The organism is Crossiella sp. CA198 (assembly GCF_052078295.1).
In the GTDB taxonomy this organism is placed as follows: domain Bacteria; phylum Actinomycetota; class Actinomycetes; order Mycobacteriales; family Pseudonocardiaceae; genus Crossiella.
In genome coordinates this window covers 1-22,978 of sequence record NZ_JBQJIM010000038.1, presented here as the reverse complement: position 1 = coordinate 22,978, position 22,978 = coordinate 1, and the positions used below count along the sequence as shown (strand labels likewise).

General features: G+C 67.9%; 25 protein-coding genes and 1 pseudogene. 19 read left to right on the top strand and 7 right to left on the bottom strand.

Features of this window, described 5'->3' with window-relative positions; genetic code table 11:
- Nucleotides 1-336 (bottom strand): annotated as a pseudogene (locus tag ACTOWY_RS40355) (molecular chaperone HtpG); the annotation flags it as partial.
- Between the two features lie 137 nt (nucleotides 337-473).
- Here ACTOWY_RS40355 and ACTOWY_RS40350 point away from each other — a divergent pair.
- The 7 genes from ACTOWY_RS40350 (at nucleotide 474) to ACTOWY_RS40320 (ending at nucleotide 4,370) form a co-directional block, all read left to right on the top strand.
- On the top strand, nucleotides 474-803 hold the full coding sequence (locus ACTOWY_RS40350; protein ID WP_441314875.1) for a hypothetical protein: 330 nt from the start codon (nucleotides 474-476) through the stop codon (nucleotides 801-803).
- 16 nt (nucleotides 804-819) lie between these two features.
- Nucleotides 820-1,719, top strand: coding sequence for a polymorphic toxin-type HINT domain-containing protein (locus tag ACTOWY_RS40345; RefSeq protein WP_441314874.1), 900 nt, complete (start codon nucleotides 820-822; stop codon nucleotides 1,717-1,719).
- Nucleotides 1,720-1,723: 4 nt separating this feature from the next.
- On the top strand, nucleotides 1,724-2,149 hold the full coding sequence (locus tag ACTOWY_RS40340) for a hypothetical protein (RefSeq protein ID WP_441314873.1): 426 nt from the start codon (nucleotides 1,724-1,726) through the stop codon (nucleotides 2,147-2,149).
- Nucleotides 2,150-2,187: 38 nt separating this feature from the next.
- Nucleotides 2,188-2,403 carry a hypothetical protein gene (locus ACTOWY_RS40335; protein WP_441314872.1) on the top strand — a complete coding sequence of 72 codons (216 nt, stop codon included), beginning with the start codon at nucleotides 2,188-2,190 and terminating at the stop codon, nucleotides 2,401-2,403.
- On the top strand, nucleotides 2,393-2,734 hold the full coding sequence (locus tag ACTOWY_RS40330) for a hypothetical protein (protein WP_441314871.1): 342 nt from the start codon (nucleotides 2,393-2,395) through the stop codon (nucleotides 2,732-2,734). Before ACTOWY_RS40335 ends, ACTOWY_RS40330 begins: the two co-directional genes overlap by 11 nt.
- A gap of 162 nt (nucleotides 2,735-2,896) precedes the next feature.
- Nucleotides 2,897-3,811 carry a polymorphic toxin-type HINT domain-containing protein gene (locus ACTOWY_RS40325; RefSeq protein WP_441314911.1) on the top strand — a complete coding sequence of 305 codons (915 nt, stop codon included), beginning with the start codon at nucleotides 2,897-2,899 and terminating at the stop codon, nucleotides 3,809-3,811.
- Nucleotides 3,812-3,821: 10 nt separating this feature from the next.
- Entirely contained in the window at nucleotides 3,822-4,370 is a 549-nt protein-coding gene (locus ACTOWY_RS40320) for a hypothetical protein (protein ID WP_441314870.1), read from the top strand.
- A 618-nt stretch (nucleotides 4,371-4,988) separates the two neighbouring features.
- On the opposite strand, the gene ACTOWY_RS40315 is transcribed toward ACTOWY_RS40320, so the two are convergent.
- Nucleotides 4,989-5,609, bottom strand: coding sequence for a DJ-1/PfpI family protein (locus tag ACTOWY_RS40315; RefSeq protein ID WP_441314869.1), 621 nt, complete (start codon nucleotides 5,607-5,609; stop codon nucleotides 4,989-4,991).
- Between the two features lie 87 nt (nucleotides 5,610-5,696).
- Here ACTOWY_RS40315 and ACTOWY_RS40310 point away from each other — a divergent pair, with 87 nt between their 5' ends.
- A complete protein-coding gene (locus ACTOWY_RS40310; protein ID WP_441314868.1) occupies nucleotides 5,697-7,031 on the top strand; it encodes an aminotransferase-like domain-containing protein in 1,335 nt (444 codons plus the stop codon).
- A 72-nt stretch (nucleotides 7,032-7,103) separates the two neighbouring features.
- Here the strand turns inward: ACTOWY_RS40310 and ACTOWY_RS40305 are convergent, their stop codons facing one another.
- On the bottom strand, nucleotides 7,104-8,324 hold the full coding sequence (locus ACTOWY_RS40305) for a methyltransferase domain-containing protein (protein WP_441314867.1): 1,221 nt from the start codon (nucleotides 8,322-8,324) through the stop codon (nucleotides 7,104-7,106).
- A gap of 109 nt (nucleotides 8,325-8,433) precedes the next feature.
- Between ACTOWY_RS40305 and ACTOWY_RS40300 the strand changes: the two genes are divergently transcribed.
- The 3 genes from ACTOWY_RS40300 (at nucleotide 8,434) to ACTOWY_RS40290 (ending at nucleotide 11,576) form a co-directional block, all read left to right on the top strand.
- A complete protein-coding gene (locus ACTOWY_RS40300) occupies nucleotides 8,434-9,312 on the top strand; it encodes a sugar nucleotidyltransferase (RefSeq protein WP_441314866.1) in 879 nt (292 codons plus the stop codon).
- Between the two features lie 167 nt (nucleotides 9,313-9,479).
- Entirely contained in the window at nucleotides 9,480-10,616 is a 1,137-nt protein-coding gene (locus ACTOWY_RS40295; RefSeq protein ID WP_441314865.1) for a nucleotide disphospho-sugar-binding domain-containing protein, read from the top strand.
- 6 nt (nucleotides 10,617-10,622) lie between these two features.
- Nucleotides 10,623-11,576: an NAD-dependent epimerase/dehydratase family protein gene (locus ACTOWY_RS40290; protein ID WP_441314864.1), complete on the top strand. Its 954-nt coding sequence runs from the start codon at nucleotides 10,623-10,625 to the stop codon at nucleotides 11,574-11,576.
- Nucleotides 11,577-11,652: 76 nt separating this feature from the next.
- Here ACTOWY_RS40290 and ACTOWY_RS40285 read toward each other — a convergent pair whose 3' ends face one another.
- Nucleotides 11,653-12,381 (bottom strand): class I SAM-dependent DNA methyltransferase, encoded by a 729-nt coding sequence (locus ACTOWY_RS40285; RefSeq protein WP_247758973.1) that lies wholly within the window; start codon nucleotides 12,379-12,381, stop codon nucleotides 11,653-11,655.
- A 39-nt stretch (nucleotides 12,382-12,420) separates the two neighbouring features.
- Nucleotides 12,421-13,848, bottom strand: coding sequence for an alpha/beta fold hydrolase (locus ACTOWY_RS40280; protein ID WP_441314863.1), 1,428 nt, complete (start codon nucleotides 13,846-13,848; stop codon nucleotides 12,421-12,423).
- A gap of 180 nt (nucleotides 13,849-14,028) precedes the next feature.
- Here ACTOWY_RS40280 and ACTOWY_RS40275 point away from each other — a divergent pair, with 180 nt between their 5' ends.
- From ACTOWY_RS40275 to ACTOWY_RS40265, 3 genes are read left to right on the top strand one after another with little or no spacing between them, the layout of a single operon-like run.
- Nucleotides 14,029-15,039 (top strand): acyltransferase domain-containing protein, encoded by a 1,011-nt coding sequence (locus tag ACTOWY_RS40275; protein ID WP_441314862.1) that lies wholly within the window; start codon nucleotides 14,029-14,031, stop codon nucleotides 15,037-15,039.
- Nucleotides 15,039-15,989, top strand: a complete 951-nt coding sequence (locus tag ACTOWY_RS40270; RefSeq protein WP_441314861.1) for an aromatase/cyclase — start codon at nucleotides 15,039-15,041, stop codon at nucleotides 15,987-15,989. The genes ACTOWY_RS40275 and ACTOWY_RS40270 overlap by 1 nt, the downstream gene beginning before the upstream one ends.
- 36 nt (nucleotides 15,990-16,025) lie before the next feature.
- Complete coding sequence (locus tag ACTOWY_RS40265) at nucleotides 16,026-16,295, top strand: acyl carrier protein (RefSeq protein ID WP_185001989.1); 270 nt, start codon at nucleotides 16,026-16,028, stop codon at nucleotides 16,293-16,295.
- A 66-nt stretch (nucleotides 16,296-16,361) separates the two neighbouring features.
- Here ACTOWY_RS40265 and ACTOWY_RS40260 read toward each other — a convergent pair whose 3' ends face one another.
- On the bottom strand, nucleotides 16,362-17,576 hold the full coding sequence (locus ACTOWY_RS40260) for a beta-ketoacyl synthase N-terminal-like domain-containing protein (protein WP_441314860.1): 1,215 nt from the start codon (nucleotides 17,574-17,576) through the stop codon (nucleotides 16,362-16,364).
- Nucleotides 17,573-18,838: a beta-ketoacyl-[acyl-carrier-protein] synthase family protein gene (locus tag ACTOWY_RS40255; RefSeq protein WP_441314859.1), complete on the bottom strand. Its 1,266-nt coding sequence runs from the start codon at nucleotides 18,836-18,838 to the stop codon at nucleotides 17,573-17,575. Before ACTOWY_RS40255 ends, ACTOWY_RS40260 begins: the two co-directional genes overlap by 4 nt.
- A gap of 139 nt (nucleotides 18,839-18,977) precedes the next feature.
- Here ACTOWY_RS40255 and ACTOWY_RS40250 point away from each other — a divergent pair, with 139 nt between their 5' ends.
- The 5 genes from ACTOWY_RS40250 to ACTOWY_RS40230 all read left to right on the top strand — a co-directional run bounded on the left by ACTOWY_RS40250 (nucleotide 18,978) and on the right by ACTOWY_RS40230 (nucleotide 22,800).
- Nucleotides 18,978-19,445, top strand: coding sequence for an SRPBCC domain-containing protein (locus tag ACTOWY_RS40250; protein ID WP_441314858.1), 468 nt, complete (start codon nucleotides 18,978-18,980; stop codon nucleotides 19,443-19,445).
- Nucleotides 19,445-20,350: an MBL fold metallo-hydrolase gene (locus ACTOWY_RS40245; RefSeq protein WP_441314857.1), complete on the top strand. Its 906-nt coding sequence runs from the start codon at nucleotides 19,445-19,447 to the stop codon at nucleotides 20,348-20,350. The genes ACTOWY_RS40250 and ACTOWY_RS40245 overlap by 1 nt, the downstream gene beginning before the upstream one ends.
- 32 nt (nucleotides 20,351-20,382) lie before the next feature.
- The gene (locus tag ACTOWY_RS40240; protein WP_441314856.1) at nucleotides 20,383-21,162 is read left to right on the top strand and encodes an SDR family NAD(P)-dependent oxidoreductase; all 780 of its coding nucleotides are present in this window, start codon (nucleotides 20,383-20,385) and stop codon (nucleotides 21,160-21,162) included.
- A 395-nt stretch (nucleotides 21,163-21,557) separates the two neighbouring features.
- Nucleotides 21,558-22,322, top strand: coding sequence for an AfsR/SARP family transcriptional regulator (locus ACTOWY_RS40235; RefSeq protein WP_441314855.1), 765 nt, complete (start codon nucleotides 21,558-21,560; stop codon nucleotides 22,320-22,322).
- A 55-nt stretch (nucleotides 22,323-22,377) separates the two neighbouring features.
- A complete protein-coding gene (locus ACTOWY_RS40230; RefSeq protein ID WP_441314854.1) occupies nucleotides 22,378-22,800 on the top strand; it encodes a nuclear transport factor 2 family protein in 423 nt (140 codons plus the stop codon).
- Nucleotides 22,801-22,978: the final 178 nt, after the last annotated feature.

Here is a 22,978-nt window from a genome sequence, read left to right as displayed (position 1 = left end):
TCAGAGCGTTTTCTCCAGGCGGGTGGCCAGGAGTTTGATGAAGTGGGAGGGATCGGGCAGGTCGCCGCCTTCGGCGAGCAGGGCCATGCTATGGAGGAGTTCCGCGGTTTCCGGCAGGGACTCGTCTGTCGGTCGTTCCGAATGCGCTGCTCGGAGGCCGGTCACCAGGCCGTGGTCCGGGTTCAGTTCCAGGATTCGCTTGATGGGTGGGAGGGGCTGGCCCATTGCCCGGTACATCTTTTCCAGGTTTGGTGTGAGGTCGTAGGTGTCGCCGACGATGCAGGCCGGGCTGGTGGTGAGGCGGGTGCTGAGGCGGACTTCCCTGACGTCGCCTCCGGTGCGGTGGACCGCCGTTATCAGGATCCGTTCGGTCAGTGCCGGGGCCTGACCTCGGCCGGTTGGCCGGATGACAAGGGCCTGGTCGGCGGTGTCAACGATGGCACTGGTCTGACCCACATCGGCGCCCGCCAGGGGTGAGCCGCGCTGACCGCGTCCGCGATGAGAACGCCCGCATCGCCCGTTCCCAGGCACGCATCAAGGCCGAGCAGAAGGCGCGCGAGCGGGCGGGGGTGAGCGATGACGAGTACCGGGAAGCCAAGCGGCTGGCCCGGATGCGGGTGATCGACGTTGTCCTTGAGGTCGCTGGTGATGTGTTGAAGGACGTCATCGGGTTGACCGATATGGAGGATTGTTTCGTCAAGGGTGAGGTCGGCGGCTGTGTGTCGATGGCGTTGAACCTGATTCCGGCGGCGAAGATCTTCTCGACTTTGGGGAAGATCGTCTCGGGGATCGCGGGCGATTGACGCGGTGGCGACGTGGTTGGACAAGGTACGGCCGGCGAAGGCGTTGCTGGCCAAGGTGGACAGTATCGCGGATGACCTGAAGGCCAATGGTGGCTCGTGTCCGAGGCAGAGTTTTGTGCCGGGCACGCGGGTGTTGCTGGCTGATGGGTCGAGTAAGCCGATCGAGGAGATACGGATCGGCGATCGTGTGCGGGCGGCTGATCCGGAGAAGGGTGAGTCGGGCGCACGTGCGGTGGTTGGCACGGTCACGAGTGAGAGTGTCAAGCGTCTGGTGACGGTCACCGTGGACACCGATGGCGACCGCGGTGAGGCGACTGGCTCTGTGGTGGCCACGACCAACCACCCGTTCTGGGTGGACAACCAGGGCCGCTGGGTCAAGGCCGGTGAGCTTGCCCTTGGCGATCAGCTTGTGGACGCTGCCGGTCGGCGGGTCGAGGCGGTGGCGACCAGCTCGTGGGTGGCGACGCAGCGAGTGCATAACTTCACGGTCGATGGCATCCACACCTACTATGTGCAGGCGGGTGGCGTGCCCGTACTCGCGCACAACTGCGGGGATGTATATCGCAGCGATCCTCGGGATCCTAGCGAGATCTTCGAGGAGGGATTTAAGCCGTTGGGTGACAACATGAATCTAGCAGAGCATGTTGCAGGAGTTTCAGGACGGTTCGCTCCGGCCTCCGGATACGTGGCGACATCTACATCGAAAGCGCACGCTATGGGTCGAAATGGTCATACGTATGTGGTGGATCGGAGAGGGGCGGCCGGGGGAATTGATGTAAATAAAGCTATTCCCGGGAATGTGCACAAGAATGAGATGGAGATTGCGGTTCCGCGAGCTATCGATTCCTGTCATATTCGTGGATGCTGGCATGGAACGACGGGCGAGTGGATGCCTAACCCGAACTACGGGGGATAATGTGGTGGAATCAATTCAGCTGCTGGCTGTCGACTCGGAATCAATAGAAATTCCGGTGTCTCTTGAGGTTGTTGACCGAGGAGAGATCGCGCTTCGGCTAAAAGTGTCGAACAAGGAATGGAGATCATTTCCTGGGGCAGACTTGTTCAAGTGCCTCTTGGATGCCCGTGTGGAGCTTGAAAAGGAAGGAATGCTACTCTGTTGTCAAGGCGCTCGACCGGATGTTTTCCCTTCGGGGATGCAACAACAGATGGAACTAGGTCGCTATGCTGCGGTTCTCGGGGGATCTGAAGAGGAAGTTGAGATTGTCGATATTTTCGCCGCAGCCGATTCGTCGCAAGTAGCCTCTGTTGAATCCCAGAGGGCCTTTGTCTATCGATTCTTCAACCTGCCGGATGTTGGTTCGGGCAAGTATGGCAGCGATAGCTAGATTGGCCTCGAACTGCCGGTTGCGCGTGAGGGGCGGGGGTGAGTGATGACGAGTACCGGGAGGCCAAGCGGCTGGCCCGGATGCGGGTGATCGATGTTGTCCTTGAGGTCGCTGGTGATGTGTTGAAGGACGTCATCGGGTTGACCGATATGGAGGATTGTTTCGTCAAGGGCGAGGTCGGCGGCTGCGTGTCGATGGCGTTTCTGTGCAAATCAAGCCGACATCAGCGCGAAGAGTGGTTCCATGATGACTGAGGGGAGCTTTGATCCGGAGGGTTGGAGAGCAGATATGATTTCCGACATTAGGAGCTCGGATATCGGTCTGGCTACGGATGCGCTGCTCGGGTTAACCTACAATGAGCCTGATAGGACATGGCTGGAAGGAGTCCTGCTCGAATGTGTCGGTCCTGGCAATGATGAGCAGATCAGGGCCTTGTCTGTGACATGTATGGGGCATGTGGCTCGACTTCATCGAGCTATTAGTCCTAAATTGATTGAAAAGCTCAAGGAGCTGCTGGGGGACCCCGTATTGGGTGGTCGGGCAGAGGATGCGCTCGATGATGTCGAGTCCTTTGTTGCCAACTGATATCGCGCTGATGTGACGTTTCGATACGGACTTCATCTCTGCTGCCGTGTCGGCCTCCTCATTGATTGATGGAGGGGCGCGGATTCGGTTCATATGAGTATGGGTACGTCACCGGCCTGGCTCCGGATTGCTGGCCTCGGCGAGGTCGGTGGCTGTGTGTCGATGGCGTTGAACTTGATTCCGGCGGCGAAGATTTTCTCGACGTTGGGGAAGATTATTTCGGGGATCGCGCGGGCGATTGACGCGGTGGCGACGTGGTTGGACAAGGTGCGGCCGGCGAAGGCGTTGCTGGCCAAGGTCGACAGCATCGCGGATGATCTGAAGGCCAATGGTGGGTCTTGTCCGAGGCAGAGTTTTGTGCCGGGTACGCGGGTGTTGCTGGCTGATGGGTCGAGTAAGCCGATCGAGGAGATACGGATCGGCGATCGGGTGCGGGCGGCTGATCCGGAGAAGGGGCAGTCAGGCGCGCGCAAGGTCGTTGGCACTGTCACCAGTGAGAGTGTCAAGCATCTGGTGACGGTCACCGTGGATACCGATGGTGACCGTGGTGAGGCGACCGGGTCTGTGGTGGCCACGGCCAATCACCCGTTCTGGGTGGACAACCAGGGTCGCTGGGTGCACGCCGGTGAACTGAAGTCTGGTGATCAGGTGCTGGACGCTGCTGGTTCGCGGGTTTCTGTGGTGGCTACGAGTGAACGTGTCGCGATCCAACGGGTGCACAACCTGACAGTTGATGGCATCCACACGTACTATGCGCTGGCCGGGGTGACACCCGTCGTCGTGCACAACTGTGGCAATGGGAGTCCTAGTGCTCCAAAACGAGGAAGGGCTGAGGATCTTCAGCCCGATCCCAAAGCAGAAGGTAATCACACAGTTTTTGAAAGGGATGCTGACGGTCGCGTGGCTCGATACCAAACCTGGAATAAGAATGAAAGAAATCCTAGTGGCTGGGATAAGGGGCCGAGATTTCGAGGTGTAGGTAAGCCGCACTCCGGGGTCGACCCGCCAATCTACTACCCCAGAGGTGGCGGGCTTGGAATCCCGGCAGTGGGAGAGAATCTACCGCCTGGCTACTAGGGAGAAGTCGATGTTGGATGCTAAGGCTGGCCAGATCCTTCGGGCTGCATTTCCGGAGGTTGACTCAGATGATCCGAGTTCCTACTTTTGGCAGCAAGGGGATTTGTTTCAGGCGCTCAGCTTTGCATGGCTTTTTTGGCCAAGATTGGTTGAGCTGCATGGAGCCATCTTTGTGGTCCTGGGTGGCGCTGATGAGACCGAAATATCTTCTCGTTTGACGACACCGCTGGCTAATGCACGCTCGGACTGGCCGCCGATGGCCTGGCCTGATGCCGTGGATAGCTATAATTGGTTCGAAATCGATCAGCTATTTCGCGGATGGCGAGGGCCGGGCGAAGTTGTTTCCGATGCTCAGGAATGTCTCGCTATCGTCTTGGTCCAGACCTGGCTCGCTCGGCTGGTCGGCGCGTATCCAGAGCGAAGTTTCTCGGTAACGTTGGTGCAGGCGGACGAAGAGGCCGGGTTGCGTATCGAAGTGCGTCAGGAGGCGCCTCAGCTAGAAACACCCAAGGGCTGGGATGGACGACGGAGATTTGTCGCTGGATCGGGACAGGGGTAGCTGTATACCGTTTTTCTCCTGGCGTTGAGGCATGGTCCCATAATCCTGAGTCGCGGTTGACAAGTTGTCGTTTCAATTGGTGCCTGATAAACCATGGGCTTTGGTTGACTGTAGCGGTGGTGGCCTCGGTGGCCACCCCGGCGCAGATCACGATCAGCCACCTATGCGGGCTCTTCTCCGCGAACCTGGGAACGGTGGGGAGACGTCCGGGCGACACGCCAGGCTGAGATGACCTGATCAGAGGCATGGGGCTCTCGCGATCCGTGATCACGGCTAATAGATCACGATCAAGGAGCCCCAGGTGGATGGTGACGTTACCGCGTCGGTTGTTGCTGTGCTGTTCGGGTTGGACGGGTTTCGGCTGTTGTCGGCCGGTGAGGTTGCCGGCGGGTTGGAGTTGCTGGTGGAGACCACCGCCGACCTGGTCGGGTGTCCGGGGTGTCGGGGATCGCGCGGGCGATTGACGCGGTGGCGACGTGGTTGGGCAAGATGCGCCCGACTGGTCAGTTGGTGGACCAGGTTCTGCCCTGGTCGCAGGTCCCGACCGCGCGGCGGAACCGCAGTCAACCTGAGTACGGCGGGCCAGCGCGGCTTCTGGCCGGGGATCGGCAGCCAGTACTAGACGGCAGCGACTTCGGACTCCAGGTAAGGAGTCACGTTGCGCATGGCTCGCTCGACGTACTCCTCCTTCTCTCCAACCGGCGCCACGTAATGCAATGCCTCCTCCGCTGCTTCCGGCCCGGCCAGCCGGGCGATGATCCAGGCGGCCAGGTAGTGCGAGGCGAGGCAGCCGCCCGCGGTGGCGAGGTTGTCCTTGGCGTAGAAGGGCTGGTTCAGGACTTCGACTCCGGCGGCCACCACCCAGGGGCGGGTGGTGAGGTCGGTGCAGGCGGGGATGTTGGTGAGCAGGCCGAGTTTCGCGAGTACCAGGGTGCCGGAGCATTGGGCGGCGAGTAGCTGGCGGGACGGGTCGAGGTTTCGCAGGGTGGTCATGATGGTGGGGTCGGCGACGACCTCGCGGGTTTGTTTTCCGCTGCCGATGATGACGGCGTCGGCGGTGCAGGCCTCGGGCAGGTCGGTCATGGACTCGATCACCACGCCGTTCATCGAGCGGACCGTGGAGGTGGGGCTGGCGATGGTGACCCGCCAGCCGGGGCGCTTGACGCGGTTGAGGACGCCGAGGGCGATGAGGGAGTCGAGTTCGTTGTAGCCCTCGAAGGTCAGGATCGCGATGTGCATGGACGGCTCCTTTCCGGTCTGGTGACGGCAGCCTAGGAGCGGCTATCCATGACAGTCGAATAATTGTCATGGATACAATCGGGACCCATGCGGATCCCTCGGTACAAGCGGATGGTCGACGCGCTCGCGGCGGAGTTGCGGTCGGGGCGCTGGCCGGTGGGGACCCGGTTGCCCACCCATCGCGAACTCGCCGCCAGGGAGGGCATCGCGCTGGTGACCGCCTCGCGGGTGTACGCCGAGCTGGAGGCGATGGGGCTGGTCAGCGGGGAGCAGGGGCGGGGCACGTTCGTGCGTGATCTGGCGCTGCTCGCTGAGGGGGTTGACCAGCAGTTCGTGGCGGCGGACGCCATCGACCTCCGGTTCAACCACCCTTCGATCCCCGGGCAGGCCGATCTGTTGCGGCAGGCGTTGCGGGAGCTGGCCACCGCGGGCGATCTGGACGCGTTGCTGCGCTACCAACCGCCCCGCGGCCGGGTCAAGGACCGGGACGCGGTGGCCCGGCACCTCCGGCGGCGCGGGCTGACCGTGCACGCCGAGCAGGTTCTCATCGTCAGCGGCGCCCAGCACGGGCTCGCGGCGACCGCGATGGCCACGCTCCAGCACGGCGATGTGGTGGCGGTGGACGCGCTGACCTACCCGGGGTTCAGGGTGCTCGCGCAGTCACTGGGGCTGGAGCTGGTGGCGGTGCCTGGCGGGCGGGCTGGGCCGGATCTTGTTGCGCTGGAACGACTGTGTGCACAGCGGCCGGTTCGGGCCGTCTACGCCATGCCGACCCTGCACAACCCGTTGGGCTGGGTCATGTCCGCGACCGCGCGCGCCCGGCTGGTGGCGATCGCGCGCCGGCACGACCTGATTGTCATCGAGGACGCCGCCTACGCCTACCTGGTCGAGGACCCGCCACCGCCGTTGGCGGCCCTGGCGCCGGAACGCACCGTGTATGTCTCCAGTCTGTCCAAGAGTGTGGGCACCGGGCTGCGGGTTGGTTTCGTTCTGGCGCCTGATGATCGGGTCGCGACGATCGCCCGGGTCATCCGGGCGACCACCTGGAGCACCCCGGCGCTCGCCACCGAGATCGCCTGCCGCTGGCTGGTGGATGGCACCGTGGATCGGCTGGAAGCCCGGAAACGCGCCGATGCCAGTGCGCGGCAGGCCATCGCGCGCGAGGTTTTCAACGGGCTGCGCGTCACGGGTCATCCGGCGTCCTATTTCCTCTGGCTGCCGCTGGCCGAGAGTGCGCGGGCGGACCGGATCGCGGCGACGCTGGCGCGGCAACACATCGCGGTCTCCACGGCCGAGGCGTTCGCGGCCACCGCCCAGGTGCCACAGGCACTCCGGCTGGCGCTGGGGTCGATCGGGCTGCCCGATCTGCGCCGGACGCTGAGTGAGGTCAGACGGGTGGTCGAGGAGGACGCGTACCGCTGACTGTCCACAAAGGACGATCCCACCCGCGGTGCAGGTGGGATCGTCTGGGGTGGTGGGGCTGGGGCGGGTTGGTCACAGCAGGTGCACGTCGGGGACGTAGAGGATCCACTTGCCGCCCTGCTCGCGGAATGCCTGCTCGCGCTTGATGATCTCCTCGGCGTGGTTCCACGCGAAGAGCAGCAGGTAGTCCGGGTACGGGGTGGTGAACTCCTCGATGGGGCGGACCGGCAGGTGGGCGCCGGGAGTGAGGCGGTGCTGCTTGCCGGGGGTGGAGTCGAACACGCCTGCCACCAGGTCGGGGCCGATGCCCGCGTAGTTGGTGACGGTGGCGCTCTTCGCGGTGGCGCCGAAGGCGTACACGGTGGCGCCCTCGTCCTTGAGCTTGCGCAGCAGGGTGACCAGGTCGCCGCAGTTGCGCTTCACCTCGGTGCCCCACTGCTCCAGGGTGGCGAGGTTGTCGATGCCGCGGTCGCGTTCCTCGGCGATGAGTTCGGCGACCCGCGCGCTCGGCTGGCGGTGCTCGGGGCGGCCGATGGTGTAGCGGACCTCGCCGCCGTGCGTGGGCAGGCGTTCGACGTCGACCAGGTCGAAGCCGAACTGCCGGGCCGCGGCCTGCACCGAGGTGGCCGAGAACAGGTAGAAGTGCTCGTCGTAGATCTGGTCGAAGCTGGCCCGCTCGACGATGTCGCCGAGGTAGGGGTCCTCGAAGACGAACACGCCGGAGGGGGAGAGCAACGCGTCCACGCCGCGGAAAATCGAGTCCAGGTAAGGGATGTGGCAGACGGTGTTCGCCGCGTAGATCACCTGGGCCGGACCCTCGGCCGCCCGGATCTCCTTGGCCACCGACTCCTCGAAGAAGGCGACCCGGACCCGCACGCCCTTGCTCGCGGCCACCTCGGCCACGTTGGCGGAGGGGTCCACGCCCAGGTGGCGGACCCCGCGCTCGGCCACCGTGCGCAGCATGATGCCGTCGTTGCAGCCGAGTTCCACCACCAGCGGGTCGGCCACGTCGCGGCACTCGGTCTCCAGCAGGCGCAGCGCGGTGCCTGCGAAGTGCTCCTGCATGCGCGCCGAGGTCGAGGAGTGGTACGCGTACTCCTCGTGGAACATCTTCTCCCTCGGCACCTCGGACATCAGCTGAACCATCGTGCATTGCTGGCACACGCCGATGGCCATGTGGAAGAAGAACTCTTCGGAGGTGTCCTCCGGCTTGCGGAAAGCATCGGAGATCGGCTGCTGGCCGAAATCGAAGAACTGGTAGACCGGGCCCCGGCAGATGCGGCAGGTAGACATATCCGCACCGTATGCGCGCCGGATTGAGTGGTGGTCGAGCTGGGCTCAGACCGCGCCTGCGGTACTGCACCCGCCGCTGGGGCGACAGGCGAGACACCGGGAGGCGGGCATGCGGGGAATCATACTCGCGGGCGGATCGGGGAGCCGACTTCACCCGATGACGCTCGCGGTGCCCAAGGAACTGCTGCCGGTCGGTGACAAACCGATGATCTACTATCCGCTCAGCGTGCTCATGCTGGCCGGTATCCGGGACATTCTGCTGATCGGTGCGCCCGCGGAACTGCCCCGGATCCGGCACCTGCTGGGTGACGGCGGGGAACTGGGGCTGCGTCTGGACTACCGGATCCAGGACGAGCCGGGTGGAATTGCCGAGGCGCTGGTCCTCGGCGCCGACCACATCGGCGAGGATTCGGTCGCGCTGATCCACGGCGACCACATTTTCCACGGCCAGCGTTTCTATTCGGTGCTGGCCGAGCACAGCGCGGACGTGCTCGGCTGCGTGCTGTTCGGCTCACCGGTGGGCGAGCCGGGCCGGTGCGGGGCGGCCGAGGTGGACGAGCACGGGCGGCTGCGCTCGATCGGGGCTGACCCGGTGTCCCGGCGTGGCAGGCGGGCGGTCACCGGGCTCGGCTTCTACGACAACGAGGTGGTCGACCTGGTCAAGAACCTGCCGCCCGCAGGGCCCGGCGAGCCGGACCTGACCCAGGTACACCGCGCCTACCTGCGGCGGGACCAGGCCAGGCTGGTCGACCTCGGCCGGGGGTTCGCCTGGCTGGAGACCGAGACACCGGAGTCGCTGCTGCAGGCAGGCCACTACGTGCGCACCCTGGAGGCGCGGCAGGGCGCGCGGATCGCCTGCCTGGAGGAGGTGGCGCTGCGGATGGGTTTCATCAGCGCCGCGGACTGCCACCGGCTCGGCGAACGGCTGGCCCGCTCGCCCTACGGCGAGTACGTGATGGCCATCGCGGCCGAGCTGGGCCCGGCCTGACCACCGCGTCCAGCCGGTCTCCAGTCGCGTTCGAGGAATCGCCAGCACCCTGAACCAGGATGTTGTGCGATTGGTGAGATATCGGCCGGGGAAGATTTGTGGAATCGCGCGAAACCCGGTCCGTGCTCTGTTCCAGCTCTCCTGTCCTCATTCCTTAAGGTGCGAAGATGAAGATTCTGGTCAACACCGGTCCCGCCCACCCGCTGTACTTCCCGGTTGTCGGACTGGCCTGGGCATTGCGTGCGGCCGGGCATGAGGTGCTGGTCGCGGCGCCGGAGAATTGGGACGCGGTGGTACGCGGTTCCGGTCTGCCCATGGCCGCGGTATCCGGTCCGATCGAGATGCGCGATGTGATGGGCAAGGACCGCGCTGGCAATCCGCTCAAATTCCCCGAATCGCACGATCAGATGGGCGGGATGACCGGATCCGGATTCGCCCGGCTCGCCGAACGGACCCTGGACGGCACCGTTGATCTGGTGGCCCGCTGGAAGCCGGACCTCATCGTCGCGGAATCCTATTCCTTCGCCACCGCCGCGATCGCGGCCAAGGTCAACGGGGTGCCGTGGGTCAAGCACACCGTCGGTCCCGGCGATCTGCCGATCGTGCCCGCGCTGAATGATGAGCTGGCGCCGGAACTGGCCCGCTTCGGCCTGGACCGGCTGCCCGAGGCCGACCTGGTCATCGACAACACCCCGCCGCTGCTGGGCGACTCCATCGCCGGCGCGCAGCCAATGCGATACGTGCCCTACGGCGAGCCCGGCCTGCTGCCCGAGTGGGTGCTCCAGCCGCGGACCAAGCCCCGGCTGCTGGTCACCCTGGGCTCGGTGCAGCCGCAGGCCGGTGGACTGCCGGTGCTGGTGCAGCTGCTCAAGGCGCTGGGCACGCTGGAGGCCGAACTGGTGGTGGCGGTGGCCGACTTCCTGGTGCCGCAGATGGGCGAGCTGCCCGGCTCGGTGGTCGCGGTCGGCTGGCAGTCGCTGACCTCGGTGCTCTCCGGCTGTGACGCCGTGGTGCACCACGGCGGGCCGGGCACCATGATGACCTGCCTGACCCACGGTCTGCCGCAGGTGGTCATTCCTGGCATGGGCAAGCCGCTGTCCGCGATCGGCAAGCTGGCCGAATTCGGCGCCATCCGCCGGATCGAGCCGCGGGAGCTGACCCCGGAACTGCTGCTGGAAGCCACCGGGGCGCTGCTGGCGCAGGAGAGCTACGGCGAGCGGGCCAGGGAGGTGCGGGACCAGATTGCCCAGCTGCCCTCGCCCGCGGATCTGGTGCCCGTGCTCGAGAAGCTCGTCGCGAAGTAGCCGGCGGTGACCCGGGTGGCGGTGCTCGGCGGCACCGGATGGCTCGGCAGGCAGGTGTGCGCGAGTTTCGCCCGGCACGGTGACGAGGTCATCGTGGTGGCGCGCAACCCAGCGCCCTACCTGGCCGAGCACCGGTTCGCCCGGCTGGACCTGGCGCTGGCCGCGCCGGAGACGATCACCGACCTGCTCCGCGCCGAGCGGGTGGACGTGGTGGTCAACGCGACCGACGCGGCCAATGCCACCGACGGCTGGGCCAACACCGAGGAGCAACTGGCCCGCGGCAACGTCGGCCTGGCCCGCGCGGTGATCGGCGCGGTCGGCGCGCTGCCCTGGCGGCCGCGCCTGGTGCACATGGGCACCATCCTGGAATACGGCGAGGTGCCGGCCGGGACGCTGATTGATGAGAACCTGGCGCCGGACCCGCGCACCCCCTACACCCGGACCAAGCTGGACGGCTCGCTCGCGGTGCTGGACGCGGCCGCCGCCGGTGCGGTGGACGCGGTGGTGCTGCGGCTGTCCAACATCTCCGGGCCGCACCCCTCTCCGGCCAGTTTCGTCGGGAAACTCATCGCCATGCTGTGCACCGCGCTGGACTCCGGCGTGCCGATGACGGTGACCGTGACCGAGGCGACCAGGGACTACCTGGACGTGCGCGACGCCGCCGAAGCGGTCCGGCTGGCCGCCGGGGCGCCGGTGACCGGCCGGGTGATCAACCTCGGCAGCGGCCGGGCGGTCACCATCCGCGAGCTGGTGCGCACCTTCGTCGCCGCGGCCGGACTGCCGCCGGAGATGCTGCGGGAGCGGAACCGGCGGGTGGTCAGCCTCGGCGGGGACTGGACCCAGGTCGACATCGGACTGGCCAGGGACCTGCTGGGCTGGTCGCCGCGGATCCCCCTGACAGACTCGCTGCGGGACATGTGGCGGACCGCGGTGGCCGAACAGGTCGTCGCCGGAAGCTGAAAACCTCTTTGTTACCAACGTAAAACGCCGCTGGGCCGGTCTCCGATATCGGGACCGGCCCAGCGGCGTGTGCTGCTCAGCGCAGTGGCTGATCGGTGCGCGTGCCGACGAACAGGCCGCAGTTGAACCGGCCGCCCGGCAGGTACTCCACCCGGCACCCGGCCTGCTCGAAGGCCGCCTCGTACTGCTCGCGCTCGAACAGGGTCATCCAGTGCACATCGGTGTAGTGCTTGATGCCCGCGTCCCGCTGCGCGTCGATGTAGTGCACGGTCATCGGCACCTGGTCGCCCTCCCTGGTGGAGTGCGACACCCGCACCGTCACCCGGTCCTCCGTGCGGACCAGGTCGTTGGCGATGTAGCCCGGCAGGAAGCCGTCCGGGAAGTACCAGGGCTCGATGATGATCACCCCGCCCGGGTTCAGGTGGTGGGCGAAGCTCTTCAGCGTGCTGTCCAGCGCGGCGGTGCTGCCGACGTAGCCGATCGAGCTGAACATGCAGACCACCGCGTCGAAGGTCCGCTCGACGTGGAAATCACGCATATCGCCTTGGTACACCGGGATATCCGGCATCGCCCGGTTGGCCCGCGCGATCATGTGCTCGGACTGCTCCAGCCCGGCAACGGTGCCGAACTCCTGCTTGAGGTGGGCCAGGTGCCCGCCGGTGCCGCAGGCCACGTCCAGCAGCGAGGCGGCATCGGGTTTGCGCGCGCGCACCAGCGCGGCCAACTCGGTCGACTCGCCCGCGTAGTCCTTGTCACGACTGGCGTAGATCAGGTCGTAGATCTCGGCGTAGGCCGCGCCGTACATGTCATCACCAACCTCGGTGTGGGATGGGGGATCCAGGGGTCAGACGGGCAGACTCGGCCGCGGCACGGTGCTCGCGCACACGGTGTCCGCGGCAGGCAGCTCGCCGTCCAGCAGGTACCGCTCGACCAGCTCGTCCACTGCCGCGTTGCCGCGGAAGGCGTAGATCTCGTGCTGGCCGGAGTCCTCGACGGTGATCAGCCGGTGGCCCAGCCGCTCCGCCAGGGCCGCGCCACCCGGGTAGTAGTCGATCGGGTCGCCGTCGGCGTGCACGACGAGCCCGGCCGGGTAGCCCTCGCGGCGCAGCGTGACGGGCCGCTCCGGCGGGGTGAAGGTGCGGAAGGCGCCACTGAACGGCTGGGCGCGCATCACGCAGTTGCCGTACGGGTACTTCTCCCGGTACTCGCGCATGTCCGCGTAGTAGGTCTCCAGGTCGGTCGGCCAGTCCTTCTCCGCGATCACCGCGTCCAGCACCCCGCAGCGGGTCGCGCCCTCGGTCTCCGTCGGCGGCCAGATCCGCTCGTCGGCCAGCCACTTCTCGGCCAGCCCCTTGTCGCCGGTGCGCAGATCGGCGACCAGCCTGCCCAGCTCCTCCCAGCGGGCCCGGTCCGCCGAGCGGGAGGCCAGCGCGCAGTCCAGCAGGGTGCGCAACCCGGTGCTCTCCGGCTGGGCGCCGAGCGCGGCCACCGCCTCCTCGACGGTGGCCAGCACCGCCGCGGCGGAATCGCCGAGCGAGAAATGTCCGGATCGTCCCGCGACCCATTCCGCCCATTTATCGAGATTTGCCCGGTTTGCCGGTCCCTGTGCCATGAGCTGTTCCCGCCAGGACCAGTCCGGGTGCACGCAGGAATCGAGCACGTTGCGGTCCAGCCGGTCCGGGAACAGCGCGCCGTAGACCGCGCCGGCATAGGTGCCGTAGGTGTAGCCAAGGTAATTGATCTTGTCTTCACCCAGCGCGGCCCGGATCACGTCCATGTCCCGCACCACGTTGCGGGTGCTGAAGTGCGGGCGCTGCGGACCACCTGCCCGGTGGGCGCCCTGCTCGCGCGCCCTGGCGTCCTCGGCGATGGTGACCAGCAGGCCATCCGGCGGCCTGGAGTCGGGTTTCGCCTGGACAGGGGTGATCTCGGCGAGCAGTGGGGTGGAGCCGCCGGTGCCCCGGGGGTCGAACCCGATCACGTCGTAGCGCTCGGTCAGCCGGGTGTGCGCCAGCGCGGCCGGGAAACGGGTGCCGAGGCCGAAATAGCCGCCGGGGCCACCGTTGAGGGTGAGCAGGATGCCGCGTCGCCGGGCCGGGTCCGTCGCCTTTTTCCGACTGAGGGCAATTGACAGCTTTTCGCCGCCGGGATCGGCGTAATTCAGCGGGACCGTGATGGTCGCGTATTCGAGTCCGTCTTCGGTCGCGCCGGACCACACCGGTTCCTGACTATGGAACTCGGACTGGCCGGGCGGTGGCGGTTCAGTGGTCATGGCGCTCAGCTCGACCTCCACAAATAGGAAATTCCCGAGGCTCAGGGTCGCCAGGCCACCTTGAATGCCCGTGGAAGCGGGCTTGACCTGCCGGTGGTTCCCGGCCGCGATCCGGCCAGGCTCAGGCGAGCCTCGACAGGCCGCCCGCACCCTCGGCCCAACCGAGGAAAGGGATCGGAGATGTCACCAGTGACAGCGCGGTCCGAGCCGCCGGTCGTGCTGCTGTTCCCTGGCCAGGGCGCCCAGCACCCGCGGATGGCGGCCGGCCTCTACCAGCACGAGCAGACCTTCACCTACTGGATGGACCGGGCCTTCGAGTTGTTCGGCGCGGACGGGCCCCGGCTGCGCGCGGCGTGGCTGGCCGCCGAACCCCCGCCGGACTACGACGACGTCTCGGTGGCCCAGCCGCTGCTCTACGCGGTCAACCACGCGATGGGCCGGATGGTGCTGGACTGGGGCGTGCGCCCGGTGGCACTGCTCGGGCACAGCGTTGGCGAGATGGCCGCGGCCACCCTGGCCGGGGTGCTGGAGTTCGCCGACGGCATCCGGCTGATGGACGAGCGGATCACCGAGTTCGCCCGCACTCCGCCGGGCGGGATGCTCGCGGTGTCGGCCTCGGTGGCCGAGGTCGCCGACGTGCTCGGCGAGCGGGTGCACCTGGCCGCGGTGAACGCGCCCCGTCAGCTGCTGCTGGCAGGGGAGGCCGAACCACTGGCCGAGGCGGCCCGGACGCTGACCGAACGGCACCTGGTCTGCCGGGATGTGCTTGCCAGGCAGGCATTCCACAGCCCGGTGGTGGCGCGGGCGGTGACCGCCTCGCTGCCCGGCTGGCGCTCGGTGCCGCTCTCGCCGCCGCGGCTGACGCTCTACTCCGCCTACACCCAGGGCGTGCTCACCGCCGAGACCGCGCGGGATCCGGTGTTCTGGGCCAACCAGGCCGCCGACACCGTGTATTTCGCGCCGACGCTGACCAGGTTGCTGGCCGAGCAGGGTGACTGCGTGCTGGTGGAGGCCGGGCCGGGCACCAGCCTGAGCGTGCTGGGCCGCCGCCAGCCCTCGGTGGTCAAGGGCGGTGGCCGGGTGCTGCCGCTGCTGCCCGACCGGCACCGGGGCGACCAGCTCGACCAGGACACCACCACCGCGGCGCGGCTCGCCCTGGCCTCGCCCGTTCCGACCACGAGAGGCGCCTGATGACCAGCACCGAATCGACCCGCACCGAGGTCACCCACCGGATCGAGGTGGCCGCACCGGCGGCGGCGGTCTACCGGATCGTCGCCGACGTGTCCCGGTGGCCGCTGTACTTCCCGCCCACGGTGCGGGCCGAGCGGATCGCGGGTGACGACACCGAGGAACGCATCCGGATCTGCGCGCTGGCCAACGGCGACCTGCGCAGCTGGGAATCCCGCCGCAGGCTGTTCCCCGACCGGTTCCGGGTGGAGTTCGAGCAGGTCGTGACCGCGGACCCGGTGGCGGCGATGGGCGGGATCTGGACGGTGCGCCCGGAATCCGACGGCGGCTGCGTGATCGTGCTAGACCACCACTACCGGGCCGTCGGCGACGATCCGGCGAACCTGGCCCGGATCGCCAGCGCGGTGGAGACCAACAGCGTGGCCGAACTGGCCAATCTCAAGCGGGTGGCCGAGCGCGCGGCGGAGGAGGCCGAGCTGCTGTTCGAGTTCGCCGACACCGAGACCTTCGCCGCGCCGATCGAGCAGGTCTACGACTTCCTCTACGACGCGGCCAAGTGGCCAGAGCGGCTGCCGCACGTGGTGCGCCTGGACCTGCGCGAGGACACCACCGGCTTGCAGCACATGGAGATGGACACCCGCTCACCGGACGGCTCGGTGCACACCACGATCTCCGGCCGGGTCTGCGAGCCGAACCGGCGCATCTCCTACAAGCAGGTCAAGTTGCCGGCGGCGCTGCGGGCGCACAACGGCGAATGGCTGTTCGAGCCGACCGCCGACGGCCGGGTCCTGGTGACCGCCCGGCACCAGGTGTTCCTGGACCCCGAGGGCATCGCCGCCCTGCCTGCGCCGCCGGAGTCGCTGGCGGCGGCCCGGACCGCGGTGCGCAACGCACTCGGCGCGAACAGCCGGGCGACCTTGGCCAAGGCGCGCGAGCACGTCGAAGCGCGCTGACCCCCGACCGAACCACAGAATGAAGGTGATCTCCGCATGAGTACCCAGCTGACCCTGGACGAGCTGAAGGAGTTCCTGGCCCGCGCGGTGGGCGAGGACGAGTCCGTCGACCTGGACGGCGACGTCCTGGACACCAACCTGATGGACCTGGGCTTCGACTCGCTCGCGATCATCGACACCACGAGCAGGCTGGAACGGCACTTCAAGATCAAGATTCCGGAGTCGGCGGCCGCGGACATCGAGACCCCCCGGCACCTGCTCGACCTGGTCAACCAGCAGGTCGCGCTGGCCGGGTCCACGGTCTGAGGCACCGCTCCCGGACAGCCGGACGGGGCGGGCGCGCAGCTAGCGCACCCGCCCCGTTCTCGTTGTTCACGGCCTGGTCAGCACCATGGCCGAGGCGAATCCGCCGTGACCGCGGGCGAGCACCAGCGCGGTGCCGATCTCCCGCGCCCGCGGCGAACCCACCACCAGGTCCAGCGCCGGATCGGTCTGCTCCGGCTCGATGCCCGGCACCGCCGGGATCATGCCGTCGCGCAGGCTGAGCAAGGCGGTGGCCGCGTCCAGCGCGGACCCGCCGGAGAGCAGCCTGCCCACCAGTGCCTTCGGTGCGCTGACCGGGACCCGCCGGTCGCCGAACAGGGTGCGCAGCGCGGTGGCCTCGGCGGTGTCCAGGGCGGGCACGCCCGCCGCGTCGGCGAAGACCACGTCGACGTCCGCCGCGGTGAGCCCGGCCTCGGTCAGCGCGGCCCGCGCCGCCCGCACCAGGGCGCCGCCGCCGATCGGGTCCGGGTCGAAGGCCGCGCCGTGCCCGGCCAGCACCCCGTACACCGAGGGCGCGCCACGCTGCGCCGCCCCGGCCCGGGACTCCAGGATGAGCACCGCGCCGCCCTCACCTGGCACGAAGCCGCCGCTGTCCGGGTGGAAGGGCAGGTAGGCCCGGTCCGGATCGTCGCCCCGGCACACCCCGGCGGCCACCGACAGGGTGGACAGGCCGTAGGGGCACAGCATGCTGTCGAAGCCGCCTGCGGTCATCACCGCGGTGCCCTTGCGCACCCGCCTGCGGGCGAAGGCCAGCGAGTCCAGGCCGCCGGCCTGCTCGGAGATCACTACCCCGCTCGGGCCGCGCATGCCGTTGCGGATGGAGATCTGGCCCGAGTTCACCGCGTAGTACCAGGCGAAGGACATGTACGGGCTGACCTCCTCCCAGCCCTGGCCCCACAGCTTCTGCAGCTGCTGCTGGCCGAACTCCAGCCCGCCGGTGGCGCCGGAGACGGCCACGCCCATCGAGTACTCGGCCAGCGCCGCCGGATCCACCGCCGCGTCGGCCAGTGCCGCGTCCGCGCACACCATGGCCAGCCGGGTGAGCCGGTCGGTCTGCGGCAGCAGCTTGCGCGGGAAGGCCAGTTCGGCCTCGGACTCCGGCACCTCCGCGGCCAGCCGGACCGGGTAGCCGGTGGTGTCGAAGCGGGTGAAAGGCCGGATCGCGGACTCACCCTTGAGCGTTGCCGCCCAATAGCTTTCGGTGTCGGTACCGTTCGGCGCGAGCACGCCGATACCGGTCACCACCACGTCCTGATCACTCATGCCGCCCGCCCTCCCGAGGTGAGCGCCAGCGCGCTCTGGAAGCCGCCGAAGCCACTGCCCACGGTGAGCACCGCGTCCAGTCGCCGCTCCCGCGCGGCGCCGGGCACGTAGTCCAGGTCGCACTCGGGATCGGCCTCGGTCAGGTTGGCCGTGGGCACCACCACCCCGTGCTTGATCGAGAGCGCGCAGGCGGCGATCTCGATCGAGCCGATGGCGCCAAGGGAGTGCCCGACGATGGCCTTGATCCCGCTCATCGGCGTGCGGTAGGCGTGGTCGCCGAGGCTGCGCTTGACCGCCGCGGTCTCGTGCCGGTCGTTCTGTTTGGTGCCGGAGCCGTGCGCGTTGACGTAGTCGATGTCCTCGGCGTTCAGCCCGGCCTCGGCCATCGCCAGGTTGATCGCCTCGGCCATCTCCCGGCCGTCGGCCTTGAGCCCGGTCATGTGGAAGGCGTTGCAGCGGGCGGCGTACCCGGCCACCTCCGCGTAGATGGTGGCGCCGCGCCGCCGGGCGTGCTCGTACTCCTCCAGCACCAGCACGGCCGAACCCTCGCCCAGGATCAGCCCGGTGCGGTTGCGGTCGAAGGGCCTGCAGGCCGTGGCCGGATCGTCGTTGCGGGCCGAGGTGGCCTTGATCGAGTCGAAGCAGGTGAGAGTGATCGGCGAGATCGGCGCGTCGGTGGCGCCGGTGATCATGACGTCGGCCGCCCCGTCCCTGACCAGCTCGGCGGCGTAGCCGACCGAGTCGATGCCCGAGGTGCAGCCGGTGGAGATCACCGAGGCCGGGCCGAGCGCGCCGGTGCGCACGGCCACCTCGGCCGCGATCGAACTGGGCAGGAAGCCCTCGTAGAGGTGCGGCACGGCGTAGCCGGGATCGAGCACCCAGTCCTTGCCGCCGTTGGACAACACCGCGTACTCCCGCTCCAGCGTGGTGGTGCCGCCGACCGCGCTGCCCAGCGCCACCCCGGTGCGCTCGGCCAGCTCGCCGTCGATGACCAGGCCGCTGTCGCGCACCGCCTCCCTGGCCGAGACCAGCGCCAGCTGGGTCGCGCGGTCGGTCCGTCTGACCTCCTGCCGGGTCAGGCCGTGTAACAGCGGATCGAAGTCGATTTCGGCGGCGACCTGGCAGCGGTGCGCGGCCGGGTCGAACGCGGTGATCCTGCGGGTCGCGGTCCGGCCGCTGACCAGCAGGTCCCAGAACGGCTGCGTCCCGATCCCTCCCGGCGCGGTCACGCCGATTCCAGTAATGACTGCCCGTCGGGCCATGGGGCCTCCTTGAGATGCCGTCAGGGCGCAGCGTGCGGGCGGTCTCTCGACTCACGGTCCAGGCCCGTTCAAAAGGAGATCGAGCCGCCCCGGCGAGCCTGACCCGGTCAGTGCCGAGCAACTCGTGGTCGGAGGACCCATGCCCCAACGCGTCATCCCGGACGTGCGCAAGTCAGTCGTGGTGCGGGCCAGCCCGCTGCAGTGCTTCGAGGCCTTCACCCAGCGGCCCGCCGACTGGTGGCCGCCTTCGCACGTGTTGCTGCGCACGCCGCGGATCGGTCTGGCCATGGAGCCGGGCGTCGGCGGCCGGTACTACGAGTGGGACGCCGAGGGCAATCAGATCGCCTGGGGCGTGGTGCTGGAGTGGAACCCGCCGCACGGGCTGCGGATGACCTGGCGGGTGGACGGCCGCTGGCAGTCCATCCCGGATGACGAGCGGGCCAGCGAGATCGAGGTGAGCTTCACTCCGGCCGGTCCCGGTCAGACCAGGGTGGAGCTGGCGCACGTCCGGCTGGACAAGCACGGCCCGGACGCCGAGCGGATCTTCCAGGCCCTGGACGGCCCCAGCCCCGGCGAGACCCTGCAGCGCTTCGCCGAGGTGGTCTGATGTCCGCCGAGCCGACGCTGCGGGAGATCGCCGACGGTGTGCACGCCTACGAGCAGCTGCCCGGCGGCTGGTGCCTCAACAACGCCGGGCTGATCGTCTCCCAGGGCCACGCGGTGCTCATCGACACCGCGGCCACCCAGGCCAGGGCCCGGCGGCTGCGCGGGCAGACCGAACTGATCGTGCCGGGCGGGCCGGACCTGCTGGTCAACACGCACTTCCACGGCGACCACGTCTTCGGCAACACCGAGTTCACCCCGAAGGCCACGGTGATCGCGCACGAGCAGACCCGCGCGGACAGCGCGGAGGCCGGGCTGGCGCTGTGCGGGCTGTGGCCGGGGGTGGAGTGGGGCGAGCTGGAGCTGACCCTGCCCGATGTGACCTTCCAGGACCGGTTGCGGCTGCACGTGGGCGAGCTGACCGTGGAACTGGAGCTGGTCGGCCCGGCGCACACCGCCAGCGACGTGATCGCCTGGGTGCCGCGGCGGCGGGTGCTCTTCGCCGGTGACGTGGTGTGGTCGGGAGTGACTCCGTACGTGCTGATGGGCTCGATCGAGGGCTCGCTGCGCGCGCTGGACCGGATGCGCGCGCTGGACCCGGCGGTGGTCGTCTCCGGGCACGGCCCGGTGGCCGGACCCGAGGTGCTGGACGCCACCGAGGCGTACCTGCGCTGGGTGCGCGAACTGGCCAAGGACGGGCTGCGCACCGGGCAGTCCGCGCTGGAGGTGGCCAGGGCCGCCGACCTCGGCCCGTTCGCCGCCCTGGTCGACCCCGAGCGGCTGGTGGGCAACCTGCACCGCGCCTACGCCGAGCTGGACGGCCTCGCGCCGGGCGCGCGGCTGGACGTGGGCGCCTCGTTCCGGGAGATGGCCGAGTTCCACGGCGGCCTGCCGCCCTGCGCTGCCTGACCCGCCGCCTGAACCCTTTGGAGGACAACGACATGAGCAACCAGAAGATCGCCTTCGTCACCGGTGTCAGCAGCGGGATCGGCCTGGCCGTGGCGAAGAACCTCATCGCGCAGGGCATCGCCGTCTTCGGCTGCGCGCGCGACGCCGAGCGGGTGGCCACGGTGCTGAAGGAGCTGCGGGATCAGGGCGGCACCGCGGAAGGCACCTCCTGCGATGTCACCTCGCCCGAGGACATCCAGGCCGCGGTGGCCGCCGCGGTGGCCCGGTTCGGCCGGATCGACATCCTGGTCAACAACGCGGGCCGCGGTGGCGGCGGCGAGATCGCCACCATGGACGAGGCGATCTGGCATGAGGTGTTCAACACCAATGTGAACAGTGTGTTCCGGCTGACCAGGGAGGTGCTCAACGCCGGCGGCATGGCCGGCTCCGGCTGGGGCCGGATCGTCAACATCGCCTCCACCGCGGGCAAGCAGGGCGTCATGCTGGCCGCGCCCTACACCGCTTCCAAGCACGCGGTCATCGGGTTCACCAAGTCGGTCGGCTTCGAGCTGGCCAAGTCCGGGATCACGGTCAACGCGGTGTGCCCCGGCTATGTGGAGACCCCGATGGCGGTCCGGGTCCGGCAGGGCTTCGCCCAGTACTGGGGCACCACCGAGGAGGAGGTGCTGGCCAAGTTCAACGCCAAGATCCCGCTCGGCCGCTACTCCACCCCGGAGGAGGTCGCGGGCCTGGTCGGCTACCTGACCACGGACGCGGCCGCCGCGATCACCGCCCAGGCGCTCAACGTGTGTGGCGGCTTGGGTAACTACTAACGTGTAAAAGTTCCCTATTGACGGTTGCTCGATTTACCACCTGCGTTATAAAAATGAGATAGTGTACTTAGGGCAGGTATCAGAAAATCGTTCACCTTGTCAAGACATGTTTGTACGGAAAATTCCGCGCTGGGGATTTGAGTCAGGTTCGAGCGGGTTGCTCGACCATCTCGCGATCACCCCCTAGGCTGATCGGCAGGCCGTGTACTGGGCGGTCTGGGGGCAAGGCATGGTTAACTGGTCGCTGAATACAGCGGCAGATCCCGCCTACGACGACGTAGCATCGTGGATTCCTGGGGTAAGCAACCTCATCAGCTGAATCCGTATCTCTGGGGGCTTTTGTAATGCAGGTACGTCTTCTAGGAGAGTTAGAGGCAACATTGAATGGGCGGTCGGTGGCACCCACCGCCGCCAAGCCACGACAGGTCCTGGTGCTGCTCGCGCTGCACGCAGGGAAGATCGTTTCGGTCCCGACGCTGATCGAGGAGCTCTGGGGTGATCGCCCCCCGCTCAGCGTCCGGACCACACTTCAGACCTACATCCTGCAGCTGCGCAGGCTGATCGAGTCCGCGATGCCGCCGGAGGCCAGCGGCACCGCCAAGGACGTGCTGCTCACCCGCTTCGACGGCTACGTGCTCGACATCGACCCGGACAACGTCGACGTCCGCGCGTACGAGGCCCTCATCCAGGAGGGCAACCGGGCGGTGGAGGAACGGGACTTCGAGGCGGCGTCCCGTTTTCTCGGCATGGCACTGGCCAAGTGGCACGGGCAGGCCCTGGTCGACGTCCGGATCGGGATGCCGCTGAGCATCGAGGTGGCCCGGCTGGAGGAGAGCAGGCTCAACGCGCTGGAGGCGCGGATCGGGGCGGACATCGGACTCGGCAGGCACCAGGCGGTGCTCAGCGAGCTGACTGTGCTGACCGCCCGGCATCCCATGCACGAGAACCTCTGCGCGCACTACATGGTCTCGCTGTACCGGTCGGGACGGCAGTGGCAGGCCCTGCAGGCGTTCAAGACCCTGCGCAACACGCTGAACAAGGAGCTGGGCGTCGAGCCCTCGGTGCGGCTGCGCAACCTCCAGCAGGCCGTGCTGCGTTCCGAACTGGATCTTGACCAGCCCGAGCCGGTGGCCGCCGTCCGCCGGGTCGGACTCGGTTAGGCGCCGGGGCGGTGCTGACCACGATGGTGTTGACCACCAAGGAAAGGAACGGGGCATGGCGGAGGTAGGCGCGGAGCGCTACGTCGAGGTGCTGAGGTTCTACGCCCGGCAGATGTCCCTGCTGGACCGGCTGGACCTGGACGGCTATCTGGGCACCTTCACCGAGGACGGGGTGACCCACCACGTCCACCACGGCAAGAAGCTCGAGGGCAGGGCGGCGATGCGGGCCTTCGCCGAGGCCGCGCTGCCGCGGTACCGGGAGAACGTGCCCCGGCACTGGAACGACCACTACGAGATCGAGCAGGACGCCGACGGGGATCTCACCGTCGGCTACTGCTCACTGGTCACCCTGACGGACAAGGAGGGCAAGGTGCGCTTCGAGTCGACCTTCGCGGTCACCGACGAACTGGTGCGCAGGGACGGGCGGTTACTGGTGCGCTCGCGGACCCTCGTGCGCGACCGGCCGGCCGCGGCCTGATTCCGAGCCACGGTGTGTTGGCCGTTGTCGTACATGGTGTTGGCCGAACTGGTACTGACGTGCCCCGAAAAATCCGGACTCGACCCAAAAGGAAAATATCACGCCACCGACTGGTTCACAAACCACCCGGCCAAAACCTCCGCAGGAGGTCGGTAACCCAACCCCGAATGAAGCCGAC

What these genes read in the sequence shown, in the direction of transcription:
- ACTOWY_RS40240 (WP_441314856.1), top strand. Translation starts at nt 20,383, where the DNA reads ATGAGCAACCAGAAGATCGCCTTCGTCACCGGTGTCAGCAGCGGGATC.
- ACTOWY_RS40285 (WP_247758973.1), bottom strand. Translation starts at nt 12,381, where the DNA reads ATGTACGGCGCGGCCTACGCCGAGATCTACGACCTGATCTACGCCAGT.
- ACTOWY_RS40265 (WP_185001989.1), top strand. Translation starts at nt 16,026, where the DNA reads ATGAGTACCCAGCTGACCCTGGACGAGCTGAAGGAGTTCCTGGCCCGC.
- ACTOWY_RS40330 (WP_441314871.1), top strand. Translation starts at nt 2,393, where the DNA reads ATGATGACTGAGGGGAGCTTTGATCCGGAGGGTTGGAGAGCAGATATG.
- ACTOWY_RS40300 (WP_441314866.1), top strand. Translation starts at nt 8,434, where the DNA reads ATGCGGGGAATCATACTCGCGGGCGGATCGGGGAGCCGACTTCACCCG.
- ACTOWY_RS40255 (WP_441314859.1), bottom strand. Translation starts at nt 18,838, where the DNA reads ATGGCCCGACGGGCAGTCATTACTGGAATCGGCGTGACCGCGCCGGGA.
- ACTOWY_RS40295 (WP_441314865.1), top strand. Translation starts at nt 9,480, where the DNA reads ATGAAGATTCTGGTCAACACCGGTCCCGCCCACCCGCTGTACTTCCCG.
- ACTOWY_RS40275 (WP_441314862.1), top strand. Translation starts at nt 14,029, where the DNA reads ATGTCACCAGTGACAGCGCGGTCCGAGCCGCCGGTCGTGCTGCTGTTC.
- ACTOWY_RS40325 (WP_441314911.1), top strand. Translation starts at nt 2,897, where the DNA reads ATGGCGTTGAACTTGATTCCGGCGGCGAAGATTTTCTCGACGTTGGGG.
- ACTOWY_RS40250 (WP_441314858.1), top strand. Translation starts at nt 18,978, where the DNA reads ATGCCCCAACGCGTCATCCCGGACGTGCGCAAGTCAGTCGTGGTGCGG.
- ACTOWY_RS40230 (WP_441314854.1), top strand. Translation starts at nt 22,378, where the DNA reads ATGGCGGAGGTAGGCGCGGAGCGCTACGTCGAGGTGCTGAGGTTCTAC.
- ACTOWY_RS40320 (WP_441314870.1), top strand. Translation starts at nt 3,822, where the DNA reads ATGTTGGATGCTAAGGCTGGCCAGATCCTTCGGGCTGCATTTCCGGAG.
- ACTOWY_RS40280 (WP_441314863.1), bottom strand. Translation starts at nt 13,848, where the DNA reads ATGACCACTGAACCGCCACCGCCCGGCCAGTCCGAGTTCCATAGTCAG.
- ACTOWY_RS40315 (WP_441314869.1), bottom strand. Translation starts at nt 5,609, where the DNA reads ATGCACATCGCGATCCTGACCTTCGAGGGCTACAACGAACTCGACTCC.
- ACTOWY_RS40310 (WP_441314868.1), top strand. Translation starts at nt 5,697, where the DNA reads ATGCGGATCCCTCGGTACAAGCGGATGGTCGACGCGCTCGCGGCGGAG.
- ACTOWY_RS40305 (WP_441314867.1), bottom strand. Translation starts at nt 8,324, where the DNA reads ATGTCTACCTGCCGCATCTGCCGGGGCCCGGTCTACCAGTTCTTCGAT.
- ACTOWY_RS40260 (WP_441314860.1), bottom strand. Translation starts at nt 17,576, where the DNA reads ATGAGTGATCAGGACGTGGTGGTGACCGGTATCGGCGTGCTCGCGCCG.
- ACTOWY_RS40270 (WP_441314861.1), top strand. Translation starts at nt 15,039, where the DNA reads ATGACCAGCACCGAATCGACCCGCACCGAGGTCACCCACCGGATCGAG.
- ACTOWY_RS40245 (WP_441314857.1), top strand. Translation starts at nt 19,445, where the DNA reads ATGTCCGCCGAGCCGACGCTGCGGGAGATCGCCGACGGTGTGCACGCC.